The organism is Mesorhizobium sp. B4-1-4, assembly GCF_006439395.2.
GTDB lineage: Bacteria > Pseudomonadota > Alphaproteobacteria > Rhizobiales > Rhizobiaceae > Mesorhizobium.
Genome location: NZ_CP083950.1, coordinates 3,473,043 through 3,487,910, shown reverse-complemented (window position 1 = coordinate 3,487,910; position 14,868 = coordinate 3,473,043). Strand labels below are relative to the sequence as shown.

General features: G+C 61.2%; 17 protein-coding genes and 2 tRNA genes. 5 read left to right on the top strand and 14 right to left on the bottom strand.

Features of this window, described 5'->3' with window-relative positions; all coding sequences use genetic code 11:
• Positions 1 to 20 precede the first annotated feature (20 nt).
• The 5 genes from FJW03_RS16575 to FJW03_RS16555 form a co-directional block, all read right to left on the bottom strand.
• Positions 21 to 242: a helix-turn-helix domain-containing protein gene (locus FJW03_RS16575; RefSeq protein WP_140763613.1), complete on the bottom strand. Its 222-nt coding sequence runs from the start codon at positions 240 to 242 to the stop codon at positions 21 to 23.
• Positions 243 to 304: 62 nt separating this feature from the next.
• On the bottom strand, positions 305 to 547 hold the full coding sequence (locus FJW03_RS16570; protein ID WP_140763616.1) for a helix-turn-helix transcriptional regulator: 243 nt from the start codon (positions 545 to 547) through the stop codon (positions 305 to 307).
• A gap of 429 nt (positions 548 to 976) precedes the next feature.
• Complete coding sequence (locus FJW03_RS16565) at positions 977 to 2,200, bottom strand: tyrosine-type recombinase/integrase (RefSeq protein ID WP_140763618.1); 1,224 nt, start codon at positions 2,198 to 2,200, stop codon at positions 977 to 979.
• 213 nt (positions 2,201 to 2,413) lie between these two features.
• Positions 2,414 to 2,489: transfer RNA gene (locus tag FJW03_RS16560), tRNA-Phe, on the bottom strand.
• Between the two features lie 35 nt (positions 2,490 to 2,524).
• Positions 2,525 to 2,830, bottom strand: a complete 306-nt coding sequence (locus FJW03_RS16555) for a helix-turn-helix domain-containing protein (protein WP_226890380.1) — start codon at positions 2,828 to 2,830, stop codon at positions 2,525 to 2,527.
• A gap of 125 nt (positions 2,831 to 2,955) precedes the next feature.
• Between FJW03_RS16555 and FJW03_RS16550 the strand changes: the two genes are divergently transcribed.
• Entirely contained in the window at positions 2,956 to 4,353 is a 1,398-nt protein-coding gene (locus tag FJW03_RS16550) for an alpha-glucosidase/alpha-galactosidase (RefSeq protein ID WP_140763621.1), read from the top strand.
• 87 nt (positions 4,354 to 4,440) lie between these two features.
• On the opposite strand, the gene yacG is transcribed toward FJW03_RS16550, so the two are convergent.
• From yacG to FJW03_RS16505, 9 genes are all read right to left on the bottom strand, one after another.
• Positions 4,441 to 4,638 carry a DNA gyrase inhibitor YacG gene (gene yacG / locus FJW03_RS16545; RefSeq protein WP_140610326.1) on the bottom strand — a complete coding sequence of 66 codons (198 nt, stop codon included), beginning with the start codon at positions 4,636 to 4,638 and terminating at the stop codon, positions 4,441 to 4,443.
• Positions 4,635 to 5,261, bottom strand: a complete 627-nt coding sequence (locus FJW03_RS16540) for a Maf-like protein (RefSeq protein WP_140610325.1) — start codon at positions 5,259 to 5,261, stop codon at positions 4,635 to 4,637. The genes yacG and FJW03_RS16540 overlap by 4 nt, the downstream gene beginning before the upstream one ends.
• Positions 5,262 to 5,284: 23 nt before the next feature.
• Positions 5,285 to 5,503 carry a translation initiation factor IF-1 gene (gene infA / locus FJW03_RS16535; RefSeq protein WP_006200926.1) on the bottom strand — a complete coding sequence of 73 codons (219 nt, stop codon included), beginning with the start codon at positions 5,501 to 5,503 and terminating at the stop codon, positions 5,285 to 5,287.
• A 199-nt stretch (positions 5,504 to 5,702) separates the two neighbouring features.
• Positions 5,703 to 6,113, bottom strand: a complete 411-nt coding sequence (locus FJW03_RS16530; protein WP_140763625.1) for a low molecular weight phosphatase family protein — start codon at positions 6,111 to 6,113, stop codon at positions 5,703 to 5,705.
• Positions 6,114 to 6,161: 48 nt separating this feature from the next.
• Entirely contained in the window at positions 6,162 to 6,647 is a 486-nt protein-coding gene (locus tag FJW03_RS16525) for a UPF0262 family protein (protein WP_140696707.1), read from the bottom strand.
• A gap of 6 nt (positions 6,648 to 6,653) precedes the next feature.
• Entirely contained in the window at positions 6,654 to 7,946 is a 1,293-nt protein-coding gene (hisD, locus tag FJW03_RS16520; RefSeq protein WP_140763628.1) for a histidinol dehydrogenase, read from the bottom strand.
• A gap of 7 nt (positions 7,947 to 7,953) precedes the next feature.
• Positions 7,954 to 8,388: a DUF2948 family protein gene (locus tag FJW03_RS16515; protein ID WP_140763631.1), complete on the bottom strand. Its 435-nt coding sequence runs from the start codon at positions 8,386 to 8,388 to the stop codon at positions 7,954 to 7,956.
• 274 nt (positions 8,389 to 8,662) lie between these two features.
• Complete coding sequence (gene murA / locus FJW03_RS16510) at positions 8,663 to 9,955, bottom strand: UDP-N-acetylglucosamine 1-carboxyvinyltransferase (RefSeq protein WP_140763634.1); 1,293 nt, start codon at positions 9,953 to 9,955, stop codon at positions 8,663 to 8,665.
• A 128-nt stretch (positions 9,956 to 10,083) separates the two neighbouring features.
• On the bottom strand, positions 10,084 to 10,260 hold the full coding sequence (locus FJW03_RS16505) for a hypothetical protein (protein WP_140763637.1): 177 nt from the start codon (positions 10,258 to 10,260) through the stop codon (positions 10,084 to 10,086).
• A 161-nt stretch (positions 10,261 to 10,421) separates the two neighbouring features.
• Here FJW03_RS16505 and FJW03_RS16500 point away from each other — a divergent pair.
• The 4 genes from FJW03_RS16500 (at position 10,422) to FJW03_RS16485 (ending at position 14,748) form a co-directional block, all read left to right on the top strand.
• Positions 10,422 to 10,496, top strand: a tRNA-Thr gene (locus tag FJW03_RS16500).
• Positions 10,497 to 10,576: 80 nt separating this feature from the next.
• Entirely contained in the window at positions 10,577 to 12,172 is a 1,596-nt protein-coding gene (locus FJW03_RS16495; RefSeq protein WP_140763640.1) for a DUF6538 domain-containing protein, read from the top strand.
• Between the two features lie 361 nt (positions 12,173 to 12,533).
• A complete protein-coding gene (locus FJW03_RS16490) occupies positions 12,534 to 12,863 on the top strand; it encodes a DUF2958 domain-containing protein (protein ID WP_140763643.1) in 330 nt (109 codons plus the stop codon).
• A gap of 475 nt (positions 12,864 to 13,338) precedes the next feature.
• Positions 13,339 to 14,748, top strand: coding sequence for a hypothetical protein (locus tag FJW03_RS16485; RefSeq protein ID WP_140763646.1), 1,410 nt, complete (start codon positions 13,339 to 13,341; stop codon positions 14,746 to 14,748).
• The last annotated feature ends 120 nt before the right edge of the window (positions 14,749 to 14,868 follow it).

The window sequence follows — 14,868 nt, the reverse complement described above, 5'->3', positions numbered from 1 at the left end:
CTCCGGCACTTCAGCGGCGGCTAATCCTTGCGCGACAATTTCTCCTGCATTGCCTTGAGTGAAAGAGTATTGCTTTCCATCGCAATGCGCAGGAGGAGCGGATAGGGGAAGCCTCTGCCTTGCTCGATGCCTTCAAACGTGCGCTTCGGTATTCCCAACGCCTTGGCCGCAGCTTCGGCAGTGAACCCTTCCTTGGCCCGCCAGGCTTTCACATCTTGGGCAAGCTTCTCGTTCTCGCTCACGTCGCGCCTTCTCAGGGCTACTACGCTTTCAGCGTATACTCAACTAGCGTATTCTAAATTTTTTACCCATCTCGCCTGCTTCGCTCCAACAACTCTTGGAGGCCGTTGTCTTTGTCCGGCAACGATGTGAAGGCGATATCGAGAGCTACACGATCCCAGACGGCACGGCTGTTGATGCGCTTAGGTTTTGGCATACGCCCATCAGCGACCATCTCGTCAAAAAGAGTGGATCCGACACCAACATAACGGGCCGCTTCCTCACGAGAAAGGCCTCGTGGCGGATATGAAATTGCGTCAATTTTCATGGACGCCTCGGAGTGTCGCAGCCTGGGTCAGCGCCGCCATACCGAAAATGGAAAGGGCTGTTACATCTAGAAAATTCGGCCCTGATACTCCGGGCGTGTTGGTGTCGAAGCACAAAGCTCATCCTCGTACCGTTTGCGCAGCGACGAGATCGTGCTCAGTTAAAGGAGAGATGTCACGGTAGGCGGGAGTTCCGCGGCCAAGTCAGTTCGGTGTAAACTGGTGCCGTTGTGTGAAAGGGGATTGGCCGCTGCGTGCCAGACTTCAGGCCGGTGTCTGGACCCGTGAGCGCAGCTATCGACGCTCAGCAAAATCCTTCGCGATGAGTAGGCGCTCACTGATAGCCGATAACCAAGACCCCTTATCGGGCGACTGGATAGGGCCGCCGTTCCGTTCGTTCGGTTTGAGGATGTCTGCCAGTTTTGCTGCCGTCATCCGTACATGGCGGCTCTTTGGGTCGAAGGCCGCTGTTCCGTTTTGGCGTTCCTGATCTCATCCAGATAATCTGCCCACCACTGCATCATCCTGACACGCTCTTCCCAGTGTTCCGCGCGGGCATAGGCGCGGCGAATTTCGTTGTTTTCCATATGGGCCAGTTGGCGCTCTATGGCGTCCGGGTGCCACTTGCCGCATTCGTTCAGTAAGGTTGATGCCGTTGCCCGAAAGCCATGCGCCGTCGCGTCTTCCTTGCTGTAGCCAAGACGGCGCAGGGCAGCATTGAGAGTATTGTCGGAAATCGGCCGGGAAGCCGATCGAACGCTTGGAAATAGCAGCATCCCATCGAAGGAGATTTTTCTAAGGTCGGTCAGAATACGCACTGCCTGTCTTGAGAGAGGAATGCGGTGAGGCCGTCGCATTTTCATGCGTACTTCAGGGATGGCCCACAACGCGCTTTCGAAATCGAACTCTTCCCATTTGGCGGCGCGCAGCTCGCCAGGGCGGGGGAAAAGCAGCGCCATCAGTTTCAATGCGGCGCGGGTTGTAGGCTGGCCGTCAAATGCATCTATCGCCCTTAATAAGCCGCCCAAGGCCTTCGGATCGGTAATCGCGGCGCGCGGAGTGACGGTCGGACTGATGAGTGCGCCCCGCAAGGCGAACGTCGGATCCGCCTCAGCGCGTGCAGTCGCCATGCCGTATCGGAAAACGCTGCCAATTGTCGAACGGAGCCGCCTGGCCGACTCATATCGACCGCGAACCTCCACGCGACGGAGGGCTGTGAGGACTGCGGCCGCATCGATCTCCCGAATGCACTTGTCCCCGATTGTCGGATAGGCAAAGTTGAGCAGCCATTTGACCTTGGTGATCGTCCGGTCGGCCCGCCCCTCCTTCTTCAGCTTGTCGACATATTCATCGGCGATTGAGCGAAAGGTGTCTCTTGCCGTTGCGGCCTTTCGCACACTGCGTTCTTGTCCGGGGTCGATGCCAGCCAGGAGGAGCCTTTTGGCGTCATCACGCGCCTGGCGGGCCTCGCCAAGCGAAATGAGAGGATAGCTGCCCAGCGCTAAAAGCTTCTGCTTGCCGTTAAACCGATAGGCAAGGCGCCATAGCCGAGTTCCGGTCGGTTGCACCCAAAGTTGGAGTCCGCCACCGTCTGACAATTTCAAGAGCTTAGAGGCGGGTCGGGCGTTCCGGCATTTCACATCGGAAAGGGCCATTTCTGGGACCTCCTTTTGGCTTGCTTCGATACCAACAGGATGTCCGATACCAACGGAAATACCAACCCGCCGGCCCGTTGGACCAAATGCGCTGAAAGTCCTTGAAATGCGCCCAAGTGCGCCATGCGAGCCGAAAAAATCAACGATTTCATGGCTTTGCACAAACAGAAGCGTAGAAGCTTCGGCGAAAGGGAGTGTCGGGAGAAGAGGTGATGGTGCCCAGAGGCGGATTCGAACCACCGACACGCGGATTTTCAGTCCGCTGCTCTACCAACTGAGCTATCTGGGCCTGTTCCGGCTAACGAATAACTCGCGCTCCGGATTTCACGGGAAGCGCCGTGGGCGCCCCTTGAAAGCGCGTGGGTTATAGCATGGGAATCCGGCCTGTCCAGCGCCTAGATGTGGATTTCCTGCAGGAAAAGAAATGCTGCCCGATGGGCTGCTTCCGTGCCATGCGCGCGCCTGTTTGGCGCTTGCCAATCCCTTGCGGAAGTTGGACCGCGCCATGCCGGTCAGCTTGCGGATGGATTTGTTGAAGGTGCTGACCGAGCCGAAGCCAGGGTTCATCGCAATGCGCGGCACGTTCGCGTCCTGATGCATCAACAGCGCCGGCGCGCGGTTCAGCCGCAACAGCTCGATATGTTCATTTGAGCGTCATACCCGTCGCGCTTTGCCCGGCTGAACTCGAGCGGCTGGACGGCGGCAGCCTGCACGCGGCATAAGGCTATGGCGTGAACATATGCCCGGAGGTTGGCGTGGCCAGACATCCCAGGATCACTTTCATCGGCGCCGGCTCGACCGTGTTCATGAAGAACATCGTCGGCGACGTGCTGCAGCGGCCAGCCCTTTCAGGCGCGACGATCGCGCTGATGGACATCAATCCGCAGCGGCTGGAAGAGAGCGCCGTCGTCGTCAACAAGCTGATCGCGACGCTCGGCGTCAAGGCGCAGGCCGAGACCCATTCCGACCAGCGCAAGGCGCTCGCCGGCGCTGACTTCGTCGTCGTCGCCTTCCAGATCGGCGGCTACGAGCCGTGCACCGTCACCGACTTCGAGGTGCCGAAGAAATACGGCCTGCGCCAGACCATCGCCGATACGCTCGGCGTCGGCGGTATCATGCGGGGCCTCAGGACCGTTCCGCATCTGTGGACAATCTGCGAGGACATGCTGGCCGTCTGCCCGCAGGCGATCATGCTGCAATACGTCAACCCGATGGCGATCAACACCTGGGCGATCGCAGAGAAATATCCTGACATCAGGCAGGTCGGGCTGTGCCACTCGGTGCAAGGCACGGCGATGGAACTGGCGCACGATCTCGACCTTCCCCACGAGGAGATCCGCTACCGCTCGGCCGGTATCAACCACATGGCCTTCTATCTCGATTTCGAGCATCGCCAGCCGAACGGTTCCTACCGCGACCTCTATCCCGACCTCATCCGCGCCTATCGCGAGGGCCGCGCCCCCAAACCGGGCTGGAATCCGCGCTGCCCCAACAAGGTGCGTTACGAGATGCTGACGCGGCTTGGTTATTTCGTCACCGAAAGCTCGGAGCATTTCGCCGAATACACGCCCTATTTCATCAAGCAGGGCCGCCCCGACCTGATCGAGAAATACGGCATTCCGCTCGATGAATATCCCAAACGCTGCGTCGAGCAGATCGAGCACTGGAAGAGACAGGCGCAAGCCTATCGTTCGGCCGACCGCATCGAGGTCGAACAATCGAGGGAATATGCCTCCTCGATCATGAATTCGGTCTGGACGGGCGAGCCGTCGGTCATCTACGGCAATGTCCGCAACAATGGCTGCATCACTTCGCTGCCGCGCGATTGCGCCGCCGAAGTGCCGTGCCTGGTCGATGCCTCCGGCATCCAGCCGACCTATATAGGCGGCCTGCCGCCGCAGCTGACGGCGCTGATCCGCACCAACATCAACGTCCAGGAACTGACGGTGCGCGCGCTGATGGCTGAGAATCGCGAGCACATCTACCATGCGGCGATGATGGATCCGCACACATCAGCCGAGCTCGATCTCGACCAGATATGGTCACTGGTCGATGATCTCCTGGCCGCCCACGGCGACTGGCTGCCGGCCTGGGCGCGCACCACAGCGCCGCGCGTCCATCTTGGACGCGCAAAGGATGCTGTAGCACTTTGATTTTGCGCATGATCCTTTCCGAAGATCGATTTTCGGGGTCAGGCGCCGCCCGCAAGACCCAGGCGGCCTGACGGTGCGATCCCAGCCCTATTTCGGCTCGTCGGCGTCGGGGTCTTCCTCGTCGTCGCGGGCGGAGATGACATAGGCGCCCTTCAGCCAGCGGTTGAGGTCGATGTCCTTGCAGCGCTTCGAGCAGAATGGATAGGTCTCGCGCGCCGACGGCTTGCCGCATTCGGGGCAAGGGCGCTTGGGCCGCAGCGGCGTCACCTTGTCGTCGAGGCTCATGGCCGCGCGGACTGCCAGCTTTGATGGATCTTGAAGCCTTCGCCGGAAAGCAGCGCCACTGTCTCGTAGAGCGGCAGGCCGACGATGTTGGTGTAGGAGCCGACGAGCTTGACGACGAAGGCACCGGCGAGGCCCTGGACGGCATAGCCGCCGGCCTTGCCGCGCCATTCGCCCGAGGCGACATAGGCATCGATCTCCTCACGCGGCAGCCGCTTGAAACGCACCCGCGTCTCGACCAGCCGCTGGCGCAGCTTGCCGCCCGGCGTGATCAGGCAGATGCCGGAATAGACCCTGTGCGAGCGGCCGGACAACAGCCCGAGGCAATTGGCGGCGTCATCCAGTGTTTCGGCCTTGGGCAGGATGCGCCGTCCGACCGCGACCACCGTGTCGGCGGCCAGCACGAAGCTTGGCGCATAGTCCGTCTCGGTCTTCAGCGAGGCAAGCGCCTTCTCGGCCTTTTCCTGGCACAGCCGCTTGGCCAGTGAGCGCGGATGCTCGGCACGCAGCGGTGTTTCGTCGACATCGGCGGGCAGCACACGGTCCGGCTCGATACCGGCCTGCTGCAAGAGTTCGATGCGGCGCGGGGAACCCGAGGCAAGCACCAGCTTGTGCAAAATGCTCATTGCGTTCCGGCCGGGCCTTGATCTTACTTGAAGCGATAGGTGATGCGGCCCTTGGTCAGGTCGTATGGCGTCATCTCGACCAGAACCTTGTCGCCGGTCAGCACGCGGATGCGGTTCTTGCGCATGCGGCCGGCCGTATGGGCGATGATCTCGTGTTCGTTTTCGAGCTTCACCCTGAACATCGCGTTGGGCAACAATTCCGTCACGACACCAGGAAACTCGAGGACTTCTTCCTTCGGCATTCGATACCTTTGCTTGGATGGCAGTTCCGGCGCCTAGAGCATGATGCCGAAAAGTGTGAAGCGGTTTTCGGACGACATCATGCTCTACTCTTTGACCTGGAGGCGGATTCGGATTTCAGGTCGAACAGACCCGAAATCATCCGACTCCAGCCGGAATTTCGGCGGAACCTATATGATAATCGTGCGCTTGTGAACACGCTTAATCCGTCGCGTTTTTTGCTTCTGGAAGCAAAAAACGTCGGCTTATGCGCAACTTCAGCCGCTCGCGCACATCGCGATAGGCTGCCATGATCTGTTCGCGCGTGCCGCCGGCATCGGTTGGGTCCGGCGTCGGCCAATATTCGACCTCGACGGCGAGCGAGCGGGTGAGCTCGAGCGCGGCGTGGTGCGCCTCCGGCGCCAGCGTCACGATCAGATCGAAATAGTCGTCCTCGAGATCGTCCAGCGTCCTCGGGTGACGGTCGTCCAGCGACAGGCCTTCCTCGGCAAGCACGGCATCGACGAACGGGTCACGCTCGCCGGCGCGCACGCCGGCCGAGGCGACGAAAATGGTAGCGGGCAGCATCCGGCGCGCCAGTTGCTCGGCCATCGGCGAGCGCACGGCATTCATGCCGCACAGGAACAGGATCGAGCGGGGCAGGGCGCCGGGTGCCAGGGATCAGCCCCGCCAGTGCAGCACGCAGACCAGCGTGAACAGCCGGCGCGCCGTATCGAAGTCGATGTCGATCTTGCCGGAGAGCCGGTCCATCAGCGTCTGCGAGCCCTCATTGTGCAGGCCCCGGCGGCCCATGTCGATGGCCTCGATATGGCTCGGCGTCGAGGAGCGGATGGCGTCGTAATAGCTTTCGCAGATCATGTAGTAGTCCTTGACGATGCGCCGCAGCGGCGTCAGCGACAGAATATGGGTGACGACCCCGGTGCCGTCCTCGCGCGCCACGGCAAAGACCAGGCGCTGTTCGGCCAGTGACAGTTTCAGTCGGTAGGGGCCCGTGCCGCTGTCATTGACAGGCCGGAAACTGTTCTCCTCGATCAGGTCGAAGATCGCCACCGCCCGCTCATGCTCGACATCGGGCGTCGAACGGCCGATCGATTCATCGAGTTCGACATCGATCAGTTTTGCGCGGGTTTGATCGGAGCCCGTCATATCAGCCTACATGTTCAACCGTATGGCGACGGAGCGGCCATGCGCGTCGAGCCCTTCCGCCCTGGCGAGCGCGATCGCCGCCGGCGCCAGAACGCGCAACTGCTCCGGTCCAAGTCTGAGCACCGAGGTGCGCTTGACGAAGTCGAGCACCGACAGGCCCGACGAGAACCGCGCCGAACGTGCGGTCGGCAGCACGTGATTGGAACCGCCGACATAGTCGCCAATGGTTTCCGGTGTGTGGCGGCCGAGAAAGACGGCGCCGGCATTGCGCATCCGCGACAGGAAGCCTTCGGCATCGTCGATGGCCAGCTCGACATGCTCGGCCGCGATGCGGTCGACCAGCGGCAGTGCGGCCTCGATGGTCGGAACTTCGATCACCGCGCCGAAATCACGCCAGCTCGCCGCGGCCGTCTCGCCGCGCGGCAGGCTCTGCAACTGGCGTTCGACGGCCCGTTCGACCGCCTTGCCGAAGGCTGGATCGTCGGTGATCAGGATCGATTGCGCCGATACATCGTGTTCTGCCTGGGCCAGCAGATCGGCGGCGATCCAGTCCGGATCGTTGTCGCCGTCGGCCACCACGAGCACCTCCGAGGGGCCGGCGATCATGTCGATACCGACCGTGCCGAAAACCTGCCGCTTGGCCGCCGCCACATAGGCATTGCCGGGGCCGACGACCTTGGCCACCGGACGGATCGTTTCGGTGCCATAGGCAAGGGCCGCGATCGCCTGCGCTCCACCGACCCGGTAGATTTCGGAAACGCCTGATATGTCGGCCGCCACCAGCACCAGCGGCGGTATGGCGCCGCCGGAGGCAGGCACGCAGATGGCGATGCGTTCGACGCCGGCAACCTTGGCCGGTATGGCGTTCATCAGCACGGAGCTTGGATAGCTTGCGGTGCCGCCCGGCACATAGAGGCCGACGGCTTCGATCGCCGTCCAGCGCCAGCCGAGCTCGACGCCCGCGCCATCCGTGTAGCGATTGTCCTTCGGAAGTTGCTGCTCATGATAGGCGCGGATCCGGTCGCGCGCGAATTCCAGCGCCTTTATCGTTGGCGCATCGGCGCCCTCATAGGCGCGGGCGATTTCGTCCTTCGTTACGGCAATGCCGATGCTTTTGAGGTCGGCGCGGTCGAATCGGCTGGAATAGTCGATCAGAGCCGCGTCGCCCTCGGCGCGTACCCGCGCGATGATCTCGCGCACCGCGGCCTCGACGTCGGCGGACACTTCCCGCTTGGTGGTGAGGAAGGCGGCGAAACGCTGCTCGAAATCGGCGTCGGAGTGGCGAAGCGTGATGGCCATGAGACGCTCAAGCCCTGTGCACGGGACGTGACGTGGCTTCCCACGCGCCGCCGATGTCGGCAAGGCGGGCCTCGATGCACTCGACATCGAGCATGATGGTGCCGCCGCCCGAAAAGATCAGCTCGACGATGCCGGCGGGTTTGCTGATCTCGATGAAGCTGATGGCCAGCAGGGACAGCACCTCGGCCGGGTTGTCGCGGGCAATGCCGTTGGTCTTGGCGCCCAGCACCCGGTCGAAATGCAGCACCGCCTGGCGCCGCTCGTTATGCTGGTGAAACAGGCCTGACTTCGCCTCCCAGACGAAGCGGTTCATGGTCAGCACGAAACGCTTGGCCGCGGGCAGATATTGGAGGTCCGAAACTTTCATCACGGCATCCTGGACATGGGCCGAGACGATGCCCAGGTCCTGGTCGTCGAGCGCGATAAGCTTGAGGGCATTCATGCGGATTTCGCACCTGAAATTGACTGTTCAGCCTTCTGTTAGAGCATGATCCCGAAAAGTGGAAACCGGTTTTTGGCAAAGATCATGCTCAAACAAGAATCTGGAGCCTGTTTCGTCCCGATTTCCTCGATATGGAACGGGCTCCGGTCGGTCTTCCCGGGCGGTGTAACCGCGAACGATTTCCGCCCCGCGGCAATTGCCTCGGGTTTGTGGGGCAGGAAGACGAAGTCCCTTGAGAAGGCTGTCCCTGTCCGAAGCTGCCGCCGTGCGGCCGTCAGCCGGAAATCCGCTCGATCACCGCGCCGCAATTAGACAGCTTTTCCTCCAGCCGCTCGAAGCCGCGGTCGAGATGGTAGACGCGATTGACCGTGGTCTCGCCTTCGGCCGCCAGACCGGCGATGACCAGCGACACCGAAGCGCGAAGATCGGTCGCCATGACCGGCGCGCCCTTCAGTTTCGAGACGCCGTCGACGATCGCCGTCTGGCCGGAAAGCGTGATGTGGGCGCCGAGCCGGGCCAGTTCCTGGACATGCATGAAGCGGTTCTCGAAGATGGTCTCGGTGATGCGCGACTTGCCCTTGGCCATGGTCATCAGGCCCATGAACTGCGCCTGCAGGTCGGTCGGGAAGGCCGGGAAGGGCGCCGTCGTCACGTCGACAGGCGAAATGCCGGCGCCATTGCGCTTGACGCGGATGCCGGAATTGGTCTGCGTGATCTCGGCGCCGGTCTGCGAAATCACATCCAGCGCGGTCTGCAGCAGCTCGGGGCGCGCGCCTTCGAGCACGACGTCGCCGCCGGTCATGGCGACCGCCATGGCGTAGGTGCCGGTCTCGATGCGGTCGGGAATGACGCGCACGCGCGCGCCCGACAGCGCTTCGACGCCATCGATGATGATAACAGGCGTGCCGGCCCCGGAAATTTTCGCGCCCATGGCGTTGAGGCATTCGGCGAGATTGACGATTTCGGGCTCGCAGGCGGCGTTTTCAAGCACCGTCTCGCCCTTGGCCAGCGAGGCCGCCATCATCAGCACATGGGTGGCGCCGACCGACACTTTCGGGAAGACATAGCGGTTGCCGACAAGGCGGCCATTGCGGGTCTTGGCGATGACATAGCCGGTGTCGACGTCGATATCCGCGCCCAGCGCCTGCAGGCCTTCGAGGAACAGGTCGACCGGGCGGGTGCCGATGGCGCAGCCGCCCGGCAGCGACACCTTGGCCTCGCCCATGCGGGCCAGCAGCGGCCCGATCACCCAGAACGACGCCCGCATCTTCGACACCAGCTCGTAAGGCGCCGTGGTGTCGACGATGTTGCGGGCCGAGAAGTTGATGGTGCGCGAATAGCCCTCATTCTGCTTCTCGCGGCGGCCATTGACGGAATAATCGACGCCGTGATTGCCGAGGATGCGGATCAGCTGCTCGACATCGGCCAGATGCGGCACGTTTTCCAAGGTCAGCGTGTCGTCGGTCAAAAGCGAGGCGATCATCAAGGGTAGGGCGGCGTTTTTCGCGCCCGATATCGGAATGCTTCCGGCAAGCTCGTTGCCGCCGACAATTCTGATGCGATCCATTGGAGAACGTCCCTCTCGGCCAAAAAGGCCGCTTCAATCGTTTGAGTGTCGGCCCGTCTAGACCATCGGGCGGTCTGGTTCAAGAAATAGGATTTCGCCCGCTGCGCCCCAAGAATGGCCGATTTGAGTTAATCTTTTTGCATTTCCTTGGAAGCGCTGAGCCCGTCCGGCCGCTGGTCGGCCTCGCCGGTGCGGCGCGAGCGCGACTGCGCTTTGCGCTTCTGCAGATTGGCGCGCAACTGCTCGGCAAGCCTGGTTTTGCGGTCCGTGCCGCTGTTTTTCGGTGGAATTGTCTTGCCGCTCATCGTCCCGTCCCGGCCGGCGACCGGCCAAACCGATATTCAGGGATAGCCAAGATTGTGGCGCCGCCATGTCATAAAAAGCTATCCGGCAAAGGCTTTCACAGAAGCGTTGTTCTTGGCCTTGCGCTTGCCGGTTCGATATGGCAGAAGCCCCGCCATCAGCGGCTGCGGTAGCTCAGTGGTAGAGCACTCCCTTGGTAAGGGAGAGGTCGAGAGTTCAATCCTCTCTCGCAGCACCATTCCAAGCCCTTGAAATCGCTCAACGTCTTGCGTTGTAAGGACTTTTCAACCGCTCCACTGGTACACAGGAGCGGTACACATGGTCCTTCGCATGAATCATCCTTGGCCCCATCCGGACTCCGGCATCTACTGGTATCGCAAGCGCGTTCCCGAGCGGCTGAAGCCGCTGGTCGGAAAGACGGAGGAGAAGATTTCCCTCCGAACGCGCGACCCTGAACAGGCTAGGATCGAGTTCGCCCGCGTTAGTCTTGAAGTGCAGCAGCGTTGGCGGGAGCTTTCCGCAGGCCCCCGCAGCCTGAGCGAAAGGCAGGCTGCTGGCCTCGCGGGAGAAATCTATGATTCCATGGTCAAGGAGCATGGGGACAACCCATCGCGCATGCCCGGCCGCAGCTTGGCGCTCATGCTGGACCAAGCCGCGTTGCGACGGGGCTCAGTGCGGATGATTCCCTTCGGCAGCAACCCCGATGCAGTCAAAGCTTTTGTGGAGCAACTGCATGCCAACCGAGCCGGGCAGAACGCTCAACGTATCGACGACTGGCTGAAAGCACGCGGACTGCTGCTCGATCCTGACAGCCGGAAGATGGTCAATGTAGCCGTCGACAAGGCAGTGCTGGATGCACGTGAGTACCTCGCCCGGATGGCGGGAGGCGATTTCAGCCCGGACTCCGCTGCCTCGCGCTATCCCGTATTCGACCTTCAAACGACGAAACAGGAAGGCATCACCAAGCCGAGAACAAGCGTCACGTTCGAGAACATCATCGACGCGAAGGCGGAGAAGAAGCAGGCTGGGAAGAAGGCCAAGCCAATGCCCGACAGCTCGATCCGGAAATACAAGCAGATAGCAAGGGAGTTCGCCGCATTTCGCAAATCCAACGATGCGACCACCACGACCGCTGAGGAAGCGGAGGCTTGGGGAGACGCGATGATTGAGGCAGCCGTGCTCGGTAATCGGACGATTGCTGACAAGCTGACCAACCTCGGAACCATCATCAACTGGGGACAGGGTATGAGGAAATACCGCGTACCGATGGCATCGGCCGAGGTCATATCGGGTCGCATCGAGCTTCCGGAATGGTTGGAAAAATCAGCCGACGAGACCTCCTACACCATGGAGGAGGCCCGTCATGTCATGCGCAAAGCGCGCACCGAAATGGATCCCCGTACGAGATGGCTGCCGTGGGTGTGCCTCTATGCTGGTTTGCGCATCAGTGAAGCGAATGCGCTTCGGAAAGCGGATTTCTTCCAGTGCGAGGGGCGCTGGTTCTTCAGGGTCACTACGCGCGGCGGACGGACCCTGAAGACGAACCGGAGCGAGCGCAAGATTCCCGTCCATCCGGCGCTTGAAGGCGAAGGATTGCTGCGCTGGGTTCAGGCGGCTGCCGACGGCAGGCTATTCTCACCAGGGGCGACCAGCTTCGTCGGCCGCTGGGTGCGTGGCAACTCAGTCGGTATCACGCGCGAGGAGATTTCGCCCAATCATGGGCTGCGGCACCTTTTCATCGACCTCTGCCGACGTGATGGCGTGCAGGACGAGCCACGCGAGTATCTCTCCGGCCACGCCTCCGCTAAGGTTCACAGGAAATACGGCGCAACCGATGTCATGCTACCCGGACTGGCAGCGGAAATGGACAAGATTGTACCGCTTCTCCCCGATGCCGAGAAGCGCGCGGCCTAGGCCCCAATCGCAGATCGGCCGCCGTCTGCCGTCTCTCTGACCTGTGAACGGCTCCCGAGCTTCTGTCCCGCGCTCCGCCACTCGACCTCGATCCCTGCCTCCCTCGCCGTTCCTCTCGCTCTCTTACAGCTGGCGCGGAAGTTCGCCAATGGACAAGCGCAAGCGTGCCTGCGGCATCCAGCTATCCTTCCCCTAAGCCGCTGTCTCAGCCGCTCCAGAACGGTCGCGTAGGGCGACCGGAAGCAGGAGGCCAAGATGGCACAGACGGAAAAAGCTACCCGGAAGAAATCCTCGACGCGCGATGCCGTCCCACTCACCGGATGCCTGGTTCGCGGCTCCTTCGCCGAGAAGGAGTAAGCCGATGCTCCTTACTTTCGCACTCAGAACCGCTCTCCGCCGGAATGCCGAGCGCTCATCCGAAAGCGATCACTTCCCAGTGGTGAAATTCTTCACTCCTGATGCACGCGCAGTATGGCTTTTCACCGAACTCGCTAGCGACCAAGATACCCTGTACGGTCTGTGCGACCTCGGCCACGGCTCTCCGGAACTCGGATATGCTTCTCTCGCGGAAATCTCGGCAGTTCGCGGACCGCTCCATCTCCTTGTCGAACGCGATCGGCACTTCCGTGCGGACAGGCCACTTTGGGCATACGCCGCCGCCGCTCGGGCAGCAGGCAGGATCGTCGCATAAGCGACGATCCACCTTCCCGCGCGTCGCTTCTTGCAGGGATCGCAGACTTGGAAGAATTTCGCAGGCGTTCACCCAAAGAGCTGCGACACTTACGCTCTATGGGCATTGCCGCAATAGTGTCGCGCGAAGGTCGAGAACAGGCCGAACGTGGCCTTCCATACGGTTCCCCTCGTCGGAGGCAGTCGGTCCCAGTTCCCCGCGTGCGCGGGCGCTATGCTGAACCTCCTACGGCTGCCGTCGTTAACCGAGTTCAGGGCCGCGAATTGGCCTCCGGCATCGTTCCGGCTTACCCAAATCTCCGGGCGGGCCGACACCTCCGCATTATGCGCTTCTCTCTTCTTTGGTCCCGTCCGACCAGCCTGACACGGGCTGGGCATGCGGTGACAGATTTAGCATTCCTTCACAGGAGCGTTCTATCGTAGCGCGCAAGCGCCTCTTCCATGTGGCGCGGACCTCTTACCTCTTTCCGTATGCCATGAGCGCCAATCCCGAAGCCTTCGAATTTCTGCGCCAAGCGGCCTACGGGTTTGTTCGGAAGAACGGCAAGGATCGGTGGAAGCTGCTCGACTTCTGTACATCGTCCATCCTCGAATGGCTGAAGGACGAAGGCAGCGAACTTAGCGAATCCGAGGCCCTTCGCGTGGCCGCCGACGTGACCCGCTGGACGATCGAGAAATACAATCCGCCGCGAAAGAAGGCGGAGCGGAGCCGCGAGGAACGCGCGGCTACGGAAGTTTCCGCACCCTTGCTGCTGGAATTCGCGGCTGAAACGTATGGCGCGGCGACAGTGCGTCATGCGGCCCGCTTCAGCGGGCAATCGAAGAGCACTGTCGCGCGCCATCTGCGTCAGCACGGTATTTCTCCAGTCCGCCAGAAGAAAATCGAAACGTTGCCGTTAAAGGAACGCCGCCTAGTTGCAATCCTGGATGAGACGTTTCCGCGCGACGGCTCCGGCCTTGTCCTCATCGATGAGCTTGCTGCTGTATTGTGGGACAATTGCGTCCGCACAGCCACAAATCCGCTTCCTGAAATCGCGCGGTCGACGAAATCGACGCGGCGTAAGAGGCTGGGTGAGTATCTCACCGCCATCAACCGACATGGTCTCGGGCTCCACTTTTTCGTGAAGGGGGATGTTGTAGCCGTCCGCCGGGGACGCGAGTTCAACGGAATGAAGGACACGCTGATTTGGATCGACGACGAGCGGCGGCTCCGGGGCACGCGTGAAGTCCGATTGCCAAAAGTAACTGACGAAGCGCACAGCTATTTTTGGGACGATCCTTGGTTGTCGCGTGTGCTCATCGTTCTTGAAATGGGCCTATGGGGTCAATTCGTGGCAGCCCAGAACCTGGAACCGTTCTTGGAATTGACTCACCCCTTAATAGATAGACGGCCGCTTTATCCCTGGTTCCAACGCGCAATAGATAGTTATTCCAGTGACGGATTCGCAGAAAACCTCGCTGCCTTGTCGGACAAGATCATCGATCCAGAGGTTCGTAGAGCAGCAAGATTTGTCGCAGGTAAGGTCATGAGGCTTCAGGCGTGGGCACGGTACGGGCATCCCGCTGACTATTTCGACGATGCTGATCGCGAACTGGGGTTCATGACCCGACTGCGGGAGGTCGCTCCCGAGAGCTTCGCCCACTGTGCATATCTCAGGGACGTGATCTTCATGGAGTTCATGGAGCTTGATCACGAGACCAGTCAGGTCAACTGGGAGGCGCTTAAGCACTGCAAGCGCCTACGGGAGTTGGAATGCTCGGGCGAGTGGACTCCACCCACGGCTCGGGAACTGGCCTATTATCATCCCGTCAATGCGGAACGGGCTTACTATCACCCAGCCAATGGGGAACTCATCATCCCTACAACCAGACGCCGTTTTGAATGAATGACGGTTCGGCATTCTCGAATGATTTTCATTCGAAAAATCCGAACGATTTCGCGAGTCGACCGTCACAGCGATGCCCTCCGATGTCGGCATGTTCGGATTCTTCGCGCGGCACGAAGC

Bases quoted from the DNA above. Each gene is read 5' to 3' on its own strand.
- FJW03_RS16495 (WP_140763640.1), top strand. From the start codon at position 10,577: ATGGTCCTTCGCATGAATCATCCTTGGCCCCATCCGGACTCCGGCATC.
- FJW03_RS16570 (WP_140763616.1), bottom strand. From the start codon at position 547: ATGAAAATTGACGCAATTTCATATCCGCCACGAGGCCTTTCTCGTGAG.
- yacG (WP_140610326.1), bottom strand. From the start codon at position 4,638: ATGAGCCTCGACGACAAGGTGACGCCGCTGCGGCCCAAGCGCCCTTGC.
- FJW03_RS16505 (WP_140763637.1), bottom strand. From the start codon at position 10,260: ATGAGCGGCAAGACAATTCCACCGAAAAACAGCGGCACGGACCGCAAA.
- FJW03_RS16530 (WP_140763625.1), bottom strand. From the start codon at position 6,113: ATGAATGCCGTGCGCTCGCCGATGGCCGAGCAACTGGCGCGCCGGATG.
- FJW03_RS16525 (WP_140696707.1), bottom strand. From the start codon at position 6,647: ATGACGGGCTCCGATCAAACCCGCGCAAAACTGATCGATGTCGAACTC.
- infA (WP_006200926.1), bottom strand. From the start codon at position 5,503: ATGCCGAAGGAAGAAGTCCTCGAGTTTCCTGGTGTCGTGACGGAATTG.
- FJW03_RS16485 (WP_140763646.1), top strand. From the start codon at position 13,339: ATGAGCGCCAATCCCGAAGCCTTCGAATTTCTGCGCCAAGCGGCCTAC.
- murA (WP_140763634.1), bottom strand. From the start codon at position 9,955: ATGGATCGCATCAGAATTGTCGGCGGCAACGAGCTTGCCGGAAGCATT.
- hisD (WP_140763628.1), bottom strand. From the start codon at position 7,946: ATGGCCATCACGCTTCGCCACTCCGACGCCGATTTCGAGCAGCGTTTC.
- FJW03_RS16490 (WP_140763643.1), top strand. From the start codon at position 12,534: ATGCTCCTTACTTTCGCACTCAGAACCGCTCTCCGCCGGAATGCCGAG.
- FJW03_RS16515 (WP_140763631.1), bottom strand. From the start codon at position 8,388: ATGAATGCCCTCAAGCTTATCGCGCTCGACGACCAGGACCTGGGCATC.
- FJW03_RS16540 (WP_140610325.1), bottom strand. From the start codon at position 5,261: ATGAGCATTTTGCACAAGCTGGTGCTTGCCTCGGGTTCCCCGCGCCGC.
- FJW03_RS16565 (WP_140763618.1), bottom strand. From the start codon at position 2,200: ATGGCCCTTTCCGATGTGAAATGCCGGAACGCCCGACCCGCCTCTAAG.